General features: G+C 43.3%; 14 protein-coding genes, 1 tRNA gene and 1 pseudogene. 4 read left to right on the top strand and 12 right to left on the bottom strand.

The window, feature by feature from the left end:
* Positions 1-38 precede the first annotated feature (38 nt).
* Together ACR5KR_RS30380 and ACR5KR_RS30375 are read left to right on the top strand one after the other, a co-directional pair.
* Positions 39-308, top strand: coding sequence for a hypothetical protein (locus ACR5KR_RS30380; protein WP_448270446.1), 270 nt, complete (start codon positions 39-41; stop codon positions 306-308).
* Positions 211-1980: a pentapeptide repeat-containing protein gene (locus ACR5KR_RS30375; protein WP_448269103.1), complete on the top strand. Its 1770-nt coding sequence runs from the start codon at positions 211-213 to the stop codon at positions 1978-1980. The genes ACR5KR_RS30380 and ACR5KR_RS30375 overlap by 98 nt, the downstream gene beginning before the upstream one ends.
* Before the next feature lie 577 nt (positions 1981-2557).
* Here the strand turns inward: ACR5KR_RS30375 and ACR5KR_RS30370 are convergent.
* The 12 genes and pseudogenes from ACR5KR_RS30370 to ACR5KR_RS30315 all read right to left on the bottom strand — a co-directional run bounded on the left by ACR5KR_RS30370 (position 2558) and on the right by ACR5KR_RS30315 (position 12602).
* Positions 2558-3478 carry an NAD(+) kinase gene (locus tag ACR5KR_RS30370; RefSeq protein ID WP_448269102.1) on the bottom strand — a complete coding sequence of 307 codons (921 nt, stop codon included), beginning with the start codon at positions 3476-3478 and terminating at the stop codon, positions 2558-2560.
* Between the two features lie 6 nt (positions 3479-3484).
* The gene (gene nuoK, locus ACR5KR_RS30365) at positions 3485-3790 is read right to left on the bottom strand and encodes an NADH-quinone oxidoreductase subunit NuoK (protein ID WP_006199065.1); all 306 of its coding nucleotides are present in this window, start codon (positions 3788-3790) and stop codon (positions 3485-3487) included.
* A 60-nt stretch (positions 3791-3850) separates the two neighbouring features.
* Positions 3851-4465, bottom strand: coding sequence for an NADH-quinone oxidoreductase subunit J (locus ACR5KR_RS30360; RefSeq protein WP_445628890.1), 615 nt, complete (start codon positions 4463-4465; stop codon positions 3851-3853).
* Positions 4466-4612: 147 nt separating this feature from the next.
* Positions 4613-5197: an NAD(P)H-quinone oxidoreductase subunit I gene (gene ndhI, locus ACR5KR_RS30355; protein ID WP_190890175.1), complete on the bottom strand. Its 585-nt coding sequence runs from the start codon at positions 5195-5197 to the stop codon at positions 4613-4615.
* Between the two features lie 98 nt (positions 5198-5295).
* The gene (gene nuoH / locus ACR5KR_RS30350; protein WP_445628889.1) at positions 5296-6414 is read right to left on the bottom strand and encodes an NADH-quinone oxidoreductase subunit NuoH; all 1119 of its coding nucleotides are present in this window, start codon (positions 6412-6414) and stop codon (positions 5296-5298) included.
* A gap of 570 nt (positions 6415-6984) precedes the next feature.
* Positions 6985-8121, bottom strand: a complete 1137-nt coding sequence (locus tag ACR5KR_RS30345; RefSeq protein ID WP_448269101.1) for a citrate synthase — start codon at positions 8119-8121, stop codon at positions 6985-6987.
* A gap of 105 nt (positions 8122-8226) precedes the next feature.
* Positions 8227-8721 (bottom strand): phosphohistidine phosphatase SixA, encoded by a 495-nt coding sequence (gene sixA / locus ACR5KR_RS30340; protein ID WP_448269100.1) that lies wholly within the window; start codon positions 8719-8721, stop codon positions 8227-8229.
* A 51-nt stretch (positions 8722-8772) separates the two neighbouring features.
* Positions 8773-9033 (bottom strand): annotated as a pseudogene (locus ACR5KR_RS30335) (ParE family toxin-like protein).
* Positions 9030-9230, bottom strand: a complete 201-nt coding sequence (locus tag ACR5KR_RS30330) for a hypothetical protein (protein ID WP_448269099.1) — start codon at positions 9228-9230, stop codon at positions 9030-9032. Before ACR5KR_RS30330 ends, ACR5KR_RS30335 begins: the two are co-directional and overlap by 4 nt.
* 280 nt (positions 9231-9510) lie before the next feature.
* On the bottom strand, positions 9511-9981 hold the full coding sequence (locus ACR5KR_RS30325) for a DUF29 domain-containing protein (RefSeq protein ID WP_448269098.1): 471 nt from the start codon (positions 9979-9981) through the stop codon (positions 9511-9513).
* 175 nt (positions 9982-10156) lie between these two features.
* A complete protein-coding gene (locus tag ACR5KR_RS30320; RefSeq protein ID WP_445628883.1) occupies positions 10157-11440 on the bottom strand; it encodes a DHH family phosphoesterase in 1284 nt (427 codons plus the stop codon).
* A gap of 664 nt (positions 11441-12104) precedes the next feature.
* Positions 12105-12602: an HNH endonuclease gene (locus tag ACR5KR_RS30315; protein ID WP_094349059.1), complete on the bottom strand. Its 498-nt coding sequence runs from the start codon at positions 12600-12602 to the stop codon at positions 12105-12107.
* Positions 12603-13012: 410 nt separating this feature from the next.
* On the opposite strand from ACR5KR_RS30315, the gene alr reads away from it, so the two are divergent.
* Positions 13013-14200: an alanine racemase gene (gene alr / locus ACR5KR_RS30310; protein WP_445628882.1), complete on the top strand. Its 1188-nt coding sequence runs from the start codon at positions 13013-13015 to the stop codon at positions 14198-14200.
* Between the two features lie 184 nt (positions 14201-14384).
* Positions 14385-14466 (top strand) — tRNA-Leu (locus ACR5KR_RS30305).
* Positions 14467-15005: the final 539 nt, after the last annotated feature.

Below are 15005 nucleotides of genomic sequence, written 5' to 3'. Positions count from 1 at the left end.
ACTACAGGTAAGCAAGAAGCCGCCATCCAAAAACGCCGTTGGCAAATTCATCAGAAGTAGCCTGCCCTAAATATCGTCAACTCATGATTTTTTTACTACAGTATTTATTTATACTATTGATTATTGGGAATGCAAAACCAACTGGCATAGAAAAGTTTTTAATTCAGGATTATCAAAAACAGTTATTTAAATGTAACAACGGAAACAAAAATGTCAACATATTTATCTCAAGTTTGGCAGCTGCTGAGAAATTATGTGAGGGGTACAAGGTTACAAGAGATGCCAAAGGCCACATCCCTAGAAACTGAAGCAGTTTTACCTCTAGGAAAAAATATTAAAGAACCAGACAAAAGCGTTAGATTAGCTCAAGATAATTTGCAAGAATATTTATACTCTGCAAGACTGCAAAAAAGCTTAGAAAAATGGACAGTACCAAAGAACGGTTTGACTTCTCAGATAGACGATCGCACATTGGGCACTTTATCTACTGGGTTTTGCTTTAAAGTATGCGATCGCCAGATGCATGAAGAGATTTATGATTTATTGGGCAATGCTGCCCTGAAACCTGAGATAGTCAAGCAACTAATGGAATTGGTTGTGACTGGTCAAAAAATTCGTCCAGAATTACTTTTTGGGCGGCTAGAAGATTTTTATCGTCGTTGGTGTCAGGGAGAATTTATCGATGGCACACCAGATGATAACCTGCCTCAGCAAACAAAGTTAAAGCTAGCGGCACAAAATATTGCGATCGGATTGAGACAGGTAGACATATATACAGGGCTGAACGTACTGATTTTATTACTAGAGTTACACCATTACGCCCAAGGGCAAAATGAACTCAAACAAAAAATCAACTTTTACCCATCTGCCCAACCGGACACAGACAATTTTTTCACATCCCAACTGCTGCGGATTATCAATTATAGCGATGCCCTAGAAATTGGCAACTTTAGCAGTATAGTTGGACAATTCCTCAAAGGCGGCAACTTTAGGGGTGCTTACCTCGGCGATGCCAACCTTACCGGGGCAGACTTTAGCGGTGCCGACCTAAGCCTTGCTTATCTTGGCGATGCCAACTTAACTGGCGTAAACTTCAGCGGTGCCAACCTTAGCGGTGCCAACCTCGGCGATGCCAACCTCAGCGGTGCCAACCTCACTGGTGCTAACCTTAGCTGTGCCGACCTCAGTAGTACCAACCTTAGCGGTGCTAACCTTAGCTGTGCCAACCTTAGCCGCGCCGACCTCAACCGCGCCGACCTTAGCAATACCAACCTTAGCCGCGCCGACCTTAACCGCGCCGACCTCAACCGCGCCGACCTTAGCAGCACTAACCTCAGCCATGCTGACCTAAGTAACGCCATTCTTTTCGGTGCAAATCTGAGTGAAGCCAACCTTAATAGCGTCAGCCTTAGCCATGCCGACCTTTGCCGCGCCGACCTCAGTGGTGCTGATTTGAGTCACGCCATCCTCAACGGTACTAACCTCAGTGACACAATTCTTTTCAGTACCAACCTCAGCAACGCTATCCTGGTTGCCGCAGACCTCAGCTATGCCAAACTTAATGGTGCCAAACTTAACAATGCTAGACTTAACGGTGCAATGTTCTTAGGTGCCGACCTCAGCGGTGTAGACCTGAGTCGGGTGATTCTCAACGAAGCTGACCTTAGCGGCGTGATTCTCAACGACGCTGACCTCAGTGGTGCTGACCTCACCGACGCCATCCTGTTTGGCACAGACTTCAGCTATGCCAACCTTAACAATGCTAACCTTAGTGGCAGTAACCTCAGTGGTGCTATCCTCAACGGCGCGGATCTCAGCCATAGCAACCTCAGTTATGCCATTCTGGGTGGTGCAGACCTCAGCGACGCCAATTTAGAAGAGATGATCTGGGGTAAAAAGCAGCAGTGGGAAGGTGTGCGGGGATTAGAGACAGCAGTTAATATCCCGGAAGCATTGAAGGAAGAACTAGGACTGAATTGAGATGAGGCGAAATTTTACACTAAACTTTAAAGAGCCAATATATTTATGTATAAGTTTTCCCTCTAACTAGAAAGCCCCTAGAGGAATCCAGGGGCTTGGGTAATTTTGGTTGCGATCGCCTACACTCGTTATGCGATACCTTGGTCAGAATTTGAATCAGAATACGCAGCTATATTTACAGAAGAAATAGGATTACCTACTCAATTCTTCTCAAGTTTCTTCACGACTTTTTCAGCAAACCCTAAGTAATTATTCAGTGATTATTACTTAAACTTCATCTATGTTGAAACCTAGAGTTTTTTAAAAAATATATTTTTGTAGGTTGGGTGGAGTGAAACGCAACCCAACATTACCACCAAATTTTATGTTGGGTTACGCTATCGCTGCACCCAACCTACAAAACTACTTGACTTTTTTTACATCACTCTAAATTGTCAGCCAATAAACAGTATCAGCAAATAAATTCACAATAATAGCAGAAAGCCCCCGGATGAATCTAGGGGCTTGGGTAATTTGGGTTGCGATCGCCTACACTCGTTATGCGATCGCAATCTACAGTAAATGCACTCTCAAATACTTAATTACGGTGATTATTGCTGTAGTGAACCCTTGTACCTGCCCACAGCAACTTCTCCCGTAGCGTCTGATAGTAGGAATTGTTCTCGCGCAAAATAATAAATTTAGCCCGACAATCTGCCATCCGCACATCAACGCGGTGTCCGGGCCAAATTGAAGTCCCTAAAACCCCATCTGTCCACAGCTTAGTACTCAAATCGTAATCCCCCAAAGGCCAAATGCTCACCACAGAACCAGGGGGTAAAACCAGGGGACGACTAGAAAGGCTCATTGCACAAATAGGAGTGATGGTAAGGGCTTCCATACCATCATGCATAATTGGCCCATTCGCAGAAACGGTATAACCTGTGGAACCTGTAGGAGTGGAAATAATCAACCCATCGCCGACGTATTGATCGACTACCTCACCGTCGATTTCCATTTCCAGAATTGAGGTGATCATTCGGTCGGCGGAGGCTGGTTTGACACAGAATTCATTCAAAGCCAGGTAACGTTCGCTCACTGGTTCTAAATTAGATCCATGACCCTCATATACCGCAGCTTGTAACATCATCCGTCGTTGGATAGCATAACGATCCTCAAACAGCCGATCCCAAACTTTCTCTGTATCCTGAAACTCTTCCACTGACTCAGTTAAAAACCCCAGATGGCCTCCTACATTCACTCCCAGAATTGGGATACCAGCTGGGGCTAAATGTCTGGCACCAGTTAAAACAGTACCATCGCCACCGAGTACCAAAGCGAGATCGATTGGTTGACCCGCCGAAGCCAAAAAGACTGGATAAGGGTTGTCTTTCGGCCCGCTAGGCCCCATCAACACTTGGCAATCGCGACTTTCTAGTTGTTTCGCACAGATTTCTGCCCATTGTTTACTCCGGGCATCCCGCGCTTTATAAGCAATGATTATCTGCTTGAGTTGCACGCACAATTACCACTTCAGGAGATTAAACTGCTCCATATCGACGGTATCGCGGTTGCGATAAATGGCCAGCACGATCGCTAAACCCACCGCCGCCTCGGCTGCGGCCACAGTAATCACAAATACTGTGAAAACCTGACCCTTAATTAATGTTGAGTCGAGGAAGTTGGAAAATGCCATTAAATTCAGATTAACAGCATTAAGCAGTAATTCAATTGACATCAGCACCCGTACAGCGTTGCGGCTAGTAATTAAACCGTAGATGCCAATGCAGAATAAAGCTGCTGCTAGTAATAAAAAGTACTGGAGTTGCATGAATCTGAGTATCCCTCCTGAAAAAATCTGGCTGTTTATCTGCGACTCAGGTTGCAAATATTACTCTTTTGTTTCGCTGGTTGTTGATACTAGTTCTCTGGGGCGTTCTTGCAAAGTCAAAACAGTTTGCCCCAGTTTGGATGGCGTCAACAGGTCTGGCAAATACTCGCGGCGTGCCAAAATAATTGCTCCTACCATTGCTATCAGCAGCAAAATGGAAGCTAGTTCAAAAGGCAGTAAAAAGTCAGTGAAGAAATGTTCTCCAATTAAAACTATAGAACTTTTGCCACCCGCCACAGGAGCAGCTGAGTAAGCCCAGGGAGTAGCCAGCACCATCGTACTTAAAAGACCAAACAATCCTACACTAACTACACCCGTAAGTGCTTTCCGCACCCAAGAGTTGGGAAATGCTACAAAATTCTGCCGCTTGTTCACCAACATAATGGCAAACAAAATCAGCACGTTAACCGCTCCAACGTAAATTAGTATTTGTGCAGCTGCAACAAAATCAGCATTTAGCAACAGGTAGATTCCCGCTATGCTGATAAACACACCCCCCAGCAAAAAGGCAGAATAAACGATATTGGAGAACAGCACCACACCAATGGCTGCCCCAATCATCATCACGCCTAGTATGCCAAGTGATACTAACTGTACTCCTTCTGCTAGATTCACTGTTTTTTGTCCTTAGTCAATTGTCATTGATCGTTGGTCATTGGTCATTGGTCATTGGTCATTGGTCATTTGTCAAATAACATAGACGCCCTTTGGCGGCTTCCCGTAGGGTAGGACAAAGGACAAATGACAATGGACAAATGACATTTATTTTTCTGTTTGTTCTACCAAGTCTTCTGGACGCGCACCTGCACGCGGCGCATCTGCGGGCAGCCCATGTGGTTCGAGGACGCCTTTGGGTAGGTAAACTAGTTCGCGCAGTGGTGTCACCATTGGATCGTCTGTTACTTTATACGGCAGACGACCTAGCGCTACACTGTCATAGTTCAATTCATGGCGATCGTAAGTGGAAAGCTCATATTCTTCTGTCATCGATAGACAGTTAGTGGGGCAAAATTCCACACAATTACCGCAAAAGATACAAACTCCAAAGTCAATGCTGTAGTGGTTGAGTTTTTTCTTTTTGCTAGCTTTATCGAATTCCCAATCTACTACAGGTAAGTTAATTGGACAAACGCGAACGCAAACTTCGCAAGCAATGCACTTATCAAATTCAAAGTGAATCCTACCGCGAAACCGTTCGCCAGGAATTAGTTTCTCGTAAGGGTACTGTACAGTAATTGGACGCCGCCGCATGTGGTCGAAGGTGACAGAAAGACCCTGACCAATGTAACGCGCAGCTTGTACTGTTTCTTTGGCGTAATCGCCAACTTGTTTTAGGAACTTTAGCATTGTGCTTCACTCTCTCTTTTTAAGCTATCAGCGTTATTTGTCCCTTGTCCTTCGTCCTTGGTCATTAGTCATTAGTACAAATGACTAATGACTAATGACTAACCACCAAAAGCGAAGGGAAAGGCTAGTTTCAGGGCGGCGGTTAATAAGAGATTAACCAAACCAACTGGCAACAAAAACTTCCATCCTAAATCTAACAGTTGGTCAATCCGTACCCGTGGCACTGTCCAGCGCAACAGGATGGCGACAAACACTAGTAAATAGGCTTTGAACACAGTCATGGTGATACCCAAAGCCGCAGTGACTATCTGGAACACGGGATTTAATTCACTGACTCCCAGCCAACCAGCGATCAGGTTGAGGGGAAGGGGAAAGTCCCAACCGCCCAGGTAGAGAATTGCTACTAGTAAGGAAGAAAGGATTAAGTTAACGTATGAACCCAGGTAGAACAGACCAAATTTCATACCTGAGTATTCAGTTTGATAGCCTGCGACGATTTCTTCTTCCGCTTCGGGTAAGTCAAAGGGTAATCGTTCGCATTCAGCGAGGGCGGCTATCCAAAAGATCAGAAAACCAATTGGTTGTCGCCAAATGTTCCAGCCCAGAATGCCGTAGCCAGATTGTTGATTGACAATATCAACGGTGTCGAGGCTATTAGACATCATAGCGATCGCTAACACCGCTAAGGCCAAAGGAATTTCATAACTAATAGATTGCGCTGCTGCCCGCAAGCCCCCTAAGAGGGAGTATTTGTTATTAGATGCATAGCCAGCCATCAGCAAGCCAATGGGTTGAATGCTTGACAAGGCAATCCACAAGAATACACCCATCCCCACATTGCTAATTACGATATTCTGTCCAAAGGGCACAATCAGGAACGACAGAAACACCGGAATTACAACAAGAATGGGGCCGAGGGTAAACAGCCAGGGGTCAGACTTTGCTGGTACTATATCTTCTTTAAATACCAGCTTCAGACCATCCGCTACAGGTACCAGCAACCCAAAAGGCCCTTGGTATTCTGGCCCAATTCGCTGCTGTGCTGAGGCAGAAATTTTCCGTTCTAGCCAAGTAGCAACTAATACTCCTACTGTTGCCCCAATCAGCATCAGTATCATTGGCAGCGGCATCCAAATCGCTTTGGCTGTTCCTGCTGGTATACCTAAATCCCGGAGGGATTCAATAAAAGTTCCTTGGAGGTCAATTCCTGAATTCATGTTTGGTGCTCTTTAAGACATAGAGTCATGGTGAGTTACAACTATTAGTTAAATTAATACCTGTAAATTCACCCATTTTTAATTTTTGCTGTGATGACGCCCGATTGAAGATTTGTTGCCAATTCCCATGCCTAGTATATCGTTGGATGGTTTGACCACCCTGAAGCGAGATGAGAATTCTACTTATGGTTGGCATTGAGATTGACTATTGTGAGGAGACGGGGATAGGGGCAGCTTTCTGGGGCAGGTTTTTTTGATTAGACAAATTTTTGGAATTTTAAAACCAAAACCATTGTCTGAGAACTTAAAACTACGTTCAATAATTGAGAACATTCTCAACTATTTATCGAAAGCCTAAAAGCCTGCCCTTGAAAGGATAGGGGCAGGGGAGCAGAGGAGCAGCACTTCTCTACGAGACGCTGCGCGAACGACTACGCTCAGTGACCGAGGAGCAGGGGAGCAGGTGGTCACTGAGCGTAGCCGAAGTGGGAAGCAGGAAGCAGAGGGAGAATAACTCCTAACTCCTAACTCATTACTCAGCACTCCTAACGCCCCATACCCCATGCCCAGTTACCGTTGCTCAATGGGAGTATAAGTAACTTCGTGCAGACCGTTGTAAACCTGGGTAGGACGGAAAATCCGGTTTTCTGCTAGTTGTTCTTTCCAATGGGCTAGCCAACCGGCAACGCGAGCGATCGCAAATATTGGCGTAAATAAGTCTGTAGGAATCCCCATCTTCCTATACACCAAACCAGAATAAAAGTCAATATTGGGATAAATTCCCTTGCTACCGAGTTTTTCCTCTACTACTCGTTCCATTTCTTGAGCAATGTCATAAAACTTGTCATGGCCAAACTTTTCAAACAATTGCTCTGCTAGTCCTTGTAAAATTATGGCTCGTGGGTCTTTCACCTTATAAACACGATGTCCAAAGCCCATAATCTTAGATTTAGTTTCCAGACAATGCTCTATGTAGGGACGGACATTTTCCACAGAGCCAATTTTTTCTAACATCTGAATTACTTCTTCATTGGCTCCACCATGCAGAGGCCCGCCCAAAGTTCCGACGGCACTAGCAACCACAGCATAAGGATCGGTCAAGGTGGAAGCTGTCACCCTGGCACTGAAGGTAGAAGCATTCATTGTATGCTCAACTTGAAGTATCAAGCAGATATCAAAAATCCGCGCCATCAGAGGATCGGGTTCTTTCTCATCGAGCATGTATAGAAAGTTGGCGGAGTAGTCTAAGTCATCACGGGGACGTACCGGATCGTTGCCTTTTCGCATCAGTTGGAAGGCCGCCACCATCGTCGGAATAGTTGCTATCAGGCGCACCACCGAATCTCGAATGTAGATAGGATTATGTAAATCGCGGAGCGAATAAAATAAGCCTAAAGCAGCAGCAGAGGCTTGTAAGGCATCCATTGGGTGGCCGCTTTCTGGAAAGCATTTCATCATGTCCCGAATGCGGTATTTTATCCGCCGATGGTAACGAACTTCATGCTCAAATGTTTCCAGTTCTTCTTTGCTTGGCAGTTTACCCCAGATCAAGAGATAAGCAGTTTCTAAGAATGTACTTTTTTCTGCTAATTCCTCAATCCTAATGCCACGATATTCTAGTATTCCCTTTTGCCCATCAACATAGCTGATACTTGATTGAGCGGCGGGAATGCCTTCTAGACCAGGCTTGTATTCGCACACCATCATGGCAACACCATTTGCTTTTTGAAATTGCTGAAGGTAACTTACCAGAAATTTATTGCTGCCATAACAGTAGACGTTCTAACAACAATCGAAAATGTTGAAAAACTGTTATAGCAGGTACTTGGGTGGTGTCAACCAAAACATCTGACTACGACCCAGAGGAGAACCTGTTTCTGGTAGTTTTATCCCAATCATACCTGCTTTTTTCAAGACTAAGCTTTCTTTGACTTCTCCCCACAGGAGAATTTCTGCCCAATTGGTCAAATCAGGTTCGTGTCCAACCAGCGCCAGTTGGGTATTTTGGGAATAATTTCTTGGCTCTAACCACTCTTTTAGCCAACCAGAAATTTGACCATCGTGAGCGAGGTGGCTAGATTCTTCTAACTGGGAGCTTAGTTTTTCTGCTATCAGGATTTCAGCCGTTTGGCGCGCCCGCACCAAGGGACTGGTGAGAATTAAATCAAAGTTTAAACCTAATTTAACAAGTTTCTGGGCAACTTTCTCAGTTTTTTGCCTTCCTTCTTTGGTTAGGCTGCGCTCCTCATCTTTGATGCCTAATCCCTTGTCTTCGGCGATGCCATGACGAATTAAGTATAGTTCCATATTTTGTATTATGAGCGATCGGTTAGGCTGCTCTTAGGCAATGTTAGAACGCTATTCACCACTTAGCAATCTGTCATACTCTGGATGCGATCCAATCAAAAACCATACAAAATTTTCATCTTCTTTTACAGCAAGCGCCCGATAATATATACCAATACGCACTGACCAAAACTGACCGACTTTTTTGAAATGTAATGATGGATATTTGGGATCTTCCTGAAGAAACTCATAACATCGATCGGCAAGTTCTTAGATATCAATTGGTAACTGGCGATAGTAATACCAAAAATCAGGGGTTGCTCGATGTTTCACAGATCGGTACAACGCCCTTCTCGGAGATGTTTGAGTGCTTTCTTTGCCAATATATCTAACCGACCAGCAGCGACATCTTCTTCAATCTGTTTATCCCAGGATGCTGCATCGAATTCCGCAAACCAGGCACGAAAAGCGGCGAGATCCTCTGGTGAAAGTTGACTAATAGCGAGTTCTACTTGCTTTAGGGTACTCATATATCTAGGTAAATCAAGGTTGTCATTCTCTAACTTAAATATACAAAGACTTCCGACCAAAATAGCTGAATTAATTTAGGCTAAATATTTTGGCACCATTCACACTGCTCAAATCTCTGTTTCAAAAATTGTTGGTTGGTACAGCACATTTCATCTTTTGGTATTCGTAATTCTTTACCATCGATTGTTTTGTATTCAGTTTTTTTGAGAAGAGGGGAAAGATGTACTTTCATTGTTTTTGGCTCGATGGCAATAAGTTGTAGTGTAAATAACCCTACGGTTATTCGTCAGCGTTAGGATAAAAGTCTAAGTCTAAAATCTCATCAACAGAAAAGGGACAAGCGATCGCAAAGTTTTCTTCTGATAAACCCGTTTCTACCATCGCCTCTCGCCGCGCTCTTTGATAAGTAGTATTTATCCACTCGGCATCATTTAAAAAACGCCGCAAGCTGGGACTTTCTTGCAGCAATTCATCTATATTCAATCGCTCACGGGTAATGGTAACTTGCCAACTGTGACTACGACGTTCTGGTTGATACTTCCACTTCAGCAAATGCGACAACACCAACCGCAACGCACTTTGCAACGCCCGTTGTTGACTCTTACCCAAGTCCACCACTTCCTCAATTAAGTGTTCTAAATCTAGCGCGTCCCAGTGGTGCAATCGCAAAAGTTCTGCTGTCTGCTCTATCCAAGCATAAAAATCTTGCTCATACAGAGTTTGTAAGATTTGGAGTTTTATAGACTTCATGGCGCTCCTTCTTCACAAATAAATAGGTAGGCGCAAGTTAACTTTGATTTAGTTCAGCATTCTTGATAAAACTCAAATTCCCGACTTTTATCAAAAATCGGGAAGGTATACTATCTGAATAAACGCTTTGACTGCTGCATTACTTAGGAGTTCTTTGCGTCTCCTTGATATGTCTCTACTCCGACTGAATCGGATTATCTCTAGGATTAACTAACCTCAAGAGTTTTTGCTTAATTTGAGCGTCGAATACTTCCCATTTCATTTTCGCATAAGCGGAATTTTCGTTGCTGCCAGATAAGAAGCCCATTGGGATTTCAAACCCACCTGCGCTTGTTCTTCCACCGCCGAAAAAGCGCCCTGCACTATCTTGTCCAAAGGCTTCTTTAATGAATTCATCGGGGTCAAGCGTGAGTTTACTGGTTCTCAGGGAGCCGATGACTATTTCCAGTTCTTCGTCTTCATCGTGAACAATGCCGTAAACTACGGCGGTATGGACGTTTTCTTCGGTAACGAGAAAATCAGCCGCTTGGGGGATGGCATCGCGGTCTTCGTAGCGTAAGTAGCCAACACCAGCAATGGAAAAGTTATTTTGGACGATACGGTTTTTCAGCGATCGCTCGATCACATCCATTACCCGCTTAGAACGGTTGGCCTGTAAAATGGCATTCAGCAGTTGGGCGTCATAAAATCGGCTTAAATACGCTGCTGCCATAAAGTCTTCTTCTTGCGCTTGCATGAGCCGATCTGTATCCGATCGCAAGCCATGCATCAAGGCAGTAGCACATTTGACGTGTTGATTTATGCTGCTATCTAATGCCAATAATCCTGTTTGGAGGTATTGAGTAAAAATTGTTGCCGTCGCTCTTACATAAGGACGGATATCCTCAAACTCTGATTGCAGATCGCCTTGGATGCTGTGATGATCGACGAGTACCACTAGAGGGATTCCAGCTTGCTGCACTGTTGACAGTAGTTGTGAAGTTGTTCCCTGGTTGTCAATTAATACAAAACCTTGATAAGATGACAAATCTTTTGTTTTCAAGGTTTGGGTTGTCCAGCGTTGGATAGGTAAATTAGTCAGCCTTACCAAGGCAATATTTTCTTGATGGCTCAATGCGCCAGCATAAATTATTTCACATTTGATATCATATTGCTGGGCAATTAACTGATAAGCCCAGGCACAGGAAAGGGCATCAGGGTCAGGAAAATCTTGCAGAATTACCAGTTGGCGATCGTGTCGGTGTGCCAAAAGGGTTCTTTGCAGTTCTTCTGACTTTTGTTGTGCTAGAGAGTTACCACGGTTACTGAGATATATAGCTCCATCACCTACCGATGGCGGTAATGACGGACTTTTAAATGCAACTTCCACTGGCGCTTTCTCGATTTCAGGTTCCTCTGGGTTTGGCTCTGTGGTCAACGACAAACTCTCAAACTGAGTAACGGGAGAATTAAAGTACATAGGGAACTTTTTTTAAAGTGTGAGGCTCCTTTAATTCAGAAATACTACGAGCAGCAATTCCCTGAATTTAGCCACATTAATTACGATCTTCGCAAAAATCTCAAGACATTGCACTATACATCTAAGTATATTTCTTGTCAGTAACAGTGCTCAACAATCAACTAACTTCCACTAAAGGGGATACAGCAAGGAAGTTGACGATATTGGGCTGTATCTGGCAGCACAAATATGTTTGAGGAGTTTTGTTCTCTTTCGTAAATTCAATCAGGGAGATTTTTATCTAACTTAGGGTATACTTTCTATCTTACACTTTAGAATTAGTCCTTGAGATTTGAAATATTCTTATGCTTAATATTCTCATTATTGTGACTATTGAGCAATTAACAATTATTTTTGATGAACAACGTCTGTTTTGTATCCCTTTTGAAAATTCTGAAAATTTCGAGTAAAATCCAATGGAAAAGGGCAGAATACATAGGGAAGTAAAGAGGAAAGGGGAAACTCTATATACATACAACAAACTTAAAAGCTTGATAGTTGATGCAATTACCTTTGTTGCAAGCCTATAGCCACCAATTTTTTAAAACTCCAAAACTAAAGTTATTGGCTATCTCCCAAAGAAAGAGGGTATTTCTCCTTTCTCCTTTGCTCCTGTGTTTTTTGCTCAAAGACCTATAACATACTTTTGCCACTCTGTATGCAGTCCACTCTTAAGATGTTTGCTGACCTCGAAATAGAGACTGCTATAAGGTTGGCGCGGGGGATGACGCAAAGGCATGTGAGCTTCGTGGGGAGTCCGACTGCCTTTTTTGACATTGCAACGGACACAAGCGGTAACAATATTCTCCCAAGTATCGCCTCCGCCGCGCGATCGCGGTATTACATGGTCTAGTGTCAATTCATCCCCTGTGTAACCACAGTATTGACAGGCATGACCATCACGGTGCAATATATTTCGGCGAGTTAGAGGGATTTCTTTATAAGGAACGCGTACATAATGACGCAACCGGATCACGGTCGGCAACGGGAAATCCGTGTACAGAAATTTACCGTTGTGTTCCACGCGTTCTGCTTTGCCCTTGATTAAAAGAACTACAGCACGACGCCAACTCGTTATATTGAGAGGTTCGTAAGAGGCGTTTAAGACTAAAACCTTCCCCATTATTTGCGCTGAGGGTATGAGTTTTACAATATATTAACACAAATACACCCTGCTAGGGAGATGATAAGAAATTATACTTTCGGGAGAATTTGAAAATTAAGTTATGAGTAAAGAGTTAAGAGTGAGGAGTGAGGAGTTGGAAAGTCAAATTTATTACTTAATTAAAATTATTACTTAGACTGACGCAATCGCGCAGCGTCTCGTTGAGAAGAACGGAGTGAAAGATTGAGCTGTAAGATTTACTTTTAACTCATAACTTATAACTCATAACTTTTACTTTAGCACAGTAACATCTTGTATCAATTCCAATCTGAAGGTTAAACTTCCTATTTAATCTGATCTCGCTTTTAAAAGCGTGTATAGATAGATAATTTGCAAGTTTAGCCGTGGCGGGATAGGAGTCAGTACAAATGTTAAGTCGCAAACAAATCCCTGGTATAGTTCCTAATCAGCAGTGCGATACCTACGCGTGGTTTTCGCAACGAGCTTGGGTAGAAATTGATTTAGAGGCGTTGTCGTCCAATGTCAAGCAACTGGTGCAGTTTTTATCGCCGCGTACCCAGTTAATGGCAGTAGTAAAAGCTGATGCCTATGGACATGGAGCGGTAACAGTCGCTCAAATTGCCATCCAATCGGGAGCTAGTTGCCTGGGAGTAGCTACAGTTCCAGAAGCTATTCAATTGCGAGAAGGCGGGATTCAAGCGCCCATTTTGATTTTAGGGGCAACTCATACACTCGAGCAGATTCATGCGATCGCCCAATGGAAACTTCAGCCCACACTCTGTAGCCCTAAACAAGCTTTAGTATTTTCTGATACCTTAGAATCGATGAATCATGGTTCTCCAGTGCCCGTACACATTAAATTAGATACGGGAATGTCTAGGTTGGGGACTGATTGGCGGCAAGCAGGCGAATTTGTGCAATTAGTGCAGCGATTACCACATCTATCTATTGCCAGTATTTATTCTCATTTAGCGACAGCAGACGATCCCGATACCACGGCAATGGAAGAACAGCATAAACGATTTGAGGATGCGATCGCTCAAATCAAAGCAATGGGAATAGAAGTACCTTGCCTGCACTTGGCAAACTCAGCTGCCGCACTTACAAATCCAGCATTACACTACGACATGGTGCGTGTAGGTTTAGCCGTTTACGGACTTTATCCAGCACCGCATTTACAAAATGCGATCGATCTCAAGCCTGTTTTGCAACTCAAAGCAAGAGTCACCCAAGTTAAAACAATTGCCGCAGGAACAGCTGTTAGCTATGGTCATAAATTTATTGCCCCGCGCGAACTTCGCCTCGCTGTTGTGGGAATTGGCTATGCTGACGGCGTTCCTCGCAGTCTTTCCAACAAAATGCAGGTGTTAATTCGCGGTCAGCGCGTGCCGCAAATTGGGACAATTACAATGGATCAGTTAATGCTGGATGTAAGTGCCATACCCAATATCCAAGAAGGAGAAGTAGTCACCTTATTAGGAGAACAGGGAAAAGAACAAATTTCAGCGGACGACTGGGCAAAACAATTAAACACTATTTCTTGGGAAATTCTCTGTGGATTCAAGCATCGTCTGCCTCGCGTTGCAGTTATGTAATTGGGCATGGGGCATGGAGAAGAGGCAGAGGGGTAGAAAGCAGAGAGCAGAGGGGAAAGATGTAATTTTTTATTCTTTCCATTGCCCCGATAAGAATTTCTTCTTAATCTACCCCTGCCTCCTCTGCTTCTTCCCCATTCCTTATTCCCAAAAATAATTTCTTATGGTATGATAGTAAACTGATGCGGATGTGGCGGAATTGGCAGACGCGCTAGATTTAGGTTCTAGTTCCGAAAGGAGTGAAGGTTCAAGTCCTTTCATCCGCACTTTTGATAAATTAAATTGCCTTATCTAGGCTGGTACTTACACTTGAGTTAAAAGTTCAAGAATAGTTACCAGCCTATTTAAATATCGCTTAAATAAAAAAATATGTTTCGCCAGCATAGCTTCAAATACAAGAGGGTATTTGAAAATTTGTTTGTGGTAAAATGCGCCTGTGAACAAGACAGGGAAAGACTTTTAACTTAATAACTCTATTCTCCAAATGATAGTAAATGTGTCAAAGTGCATAAGTCCTAATGGATTTAATAACCTACAATTTTCGTAGGTAGGATGTGTTAGGGACATAACGTACCATTCTGAGAACTTTCAATACCTATTCTCGGCGATAAAACACTCTGCAAAAAATAAGTTTTGCATTCTGTTTCATCTAATTTCTTAAATACAAATAACAAAAAATACATTTATTGCTTTCAATAAATAAGTGTTGTTACTGTGGTCAATTTGAAGTTACTCGATGCAAAGTGGCTTCATTCAGTCCTTACTTGTTTAAAAAATAAATTTTAACTAAGTGTAAATACAGAAG

The organism is Nostoc sp. DSM 114159 (genome assembly GCF_053470285.1).
This window is presented reverse-complemented; position numbering and strand designations above follow the sequence as displayed.

Coding starts and splice junctions, on each gene's coding strand:
- ACR5KR_RS30320 (WP_445628883.1), bottom strand. CDS start 11,440: ATGTACTTTAATTCTCCCGTTACTCAGTTTGAGAGTTTGTCGTTGACC.
- ACR5KR_RS30330 (WP_448269099.1), bottom strand. CDS start 9,230: ATGAGTACCCTAAAGCAAGTAGAACTCGCTATTAGTCAACTTTCACCA.
- nuoH (WP_445628889.1), bottom strand. CDS start 6,414: ATGAATTCAGGAATTGACCTCCAAGGAACTTTTATTGAATCCCTCCGG.
- ACR5KR_RS30375 (WP_448269103.1), top strand. CDS start 211: ATGTCAACATATTTATCTCAAGTTTGGCAGCTGCTGAGAAATTATGTG.
- ACR5KR_RS30325 (WP_448269098.1), bottom strand. CDS start 9,981: ATGAAGTCTATAAAACTCCAAATCTTACAAACTCTGTATGAGCAAGAT.
- ACR5KR_RS30315 (WP_094349059.1), bottom strand. CDS start 12,602: ATGGGGAAGGTTTTAGTCTTAAACGCCTCTTACGAACCTCTCAATATA.
- sixA (WP_448269100.1), bottom strand. CDS start 8,721: ATGGAACTATACTTAATTCGTCATGGCATCGCCGAAGACAAGGGATTA.
- nuoK (WP_006199065.1), bottom strand. CDS start 3,790: ATGCAACTCCAGTACTTTTTATTACTAGCAGCAGCTTTATTCTGCATT.
- alr (WP_445628882.1), top strand. CDS start 13,013: ATGTTAAGTCGCAAACAAATCCCTGGTATAGTTCCTAATCAGCAGTGC.
- ACR5KR_RS30345 (WP_448269101.1), bottom strand. CDS start 8,121: ATGATGGTGTGCGAATACAAGCCTGGTCTAGAAGGCATTCCCGCCGCT.
- ndhI (WP_190890175.1), bottom strand. CDS start 5,197: ATGCTAAAGTTCCTAAAACAAGTTGGCGATTACGCCAAAGAAACAGTA.